Origin of the sequence: Paenibacillus sp. JCM 10914 (genome assembly GCF_001315105.1) — a bacterium.
GTDB lineage: Bacteria > Bacillota > Bacilli > Paenibacillales > Paenibacillaceae > Paenibacillus_AQ.
Window position 1 is genome coordinate 1 of record NZ_BAZR01000089.1, and the last position, 559, is coordinate 559.

Sequence of the window (559 nt, forward strand, 5' to 3'; positions counted from 1 at the left end):
GACTGGATTAACGGGCTCAACAGGAGTTACCGGAGGCACAGGAGCAACAGGAGCTACTGGCGTGACAGGGGGAACCGGCCCGACTGGATTAACAGGTCCAACGGGAGTCACTGGAGTTGGAGCAACGGGTGTTACTGGAGTAACAGGAGTAACCGGCCCAACTGGAATAACGGGCCCAACCGGAGTTACCGGTGGTACGGGAGCAACAGGTGCTACTGGCGTGACAGGGGTAACCGGTCCAACCGGACTAACAGGTCCAACGGGAGTCACCGGTGTTGGGGCTACCGGAGCGACAGGAGTAACGGGAGCGACGGGGTTGACAGGTCCAACCGGAATAACGGGCCCAACGGGAGTTACCGGAATAACGGGTCTAACCGGAGCAACAGGAACGACGGGGGTAACCGGCCCGACTGGATTAACAGGTCCAACGGGAGTTACTGGAGTTGGAGCCACTGGAGCTACTGGTGTGACGGGGGTAACCGGTCCGACTGGATTAACAGGCCCAACGGGAGTCACTGGAGTTGGGGCTACCGGAGCCACAGGAGTAACGGGAGCCACA

At 59.9% G+C, this 559-nt stretch carries 1 protein-coding gene; it reads left to right on the top strand.

Annotated elements, in window-relative coordinates:
- Positions 1-559, top strand: a 559-nt coding sequence (locus JCM10914_RS28700) for a hypothetical protein (RefSeq protein WP_197286880.1), incomplete at both ends; no start/stop codon positions are given.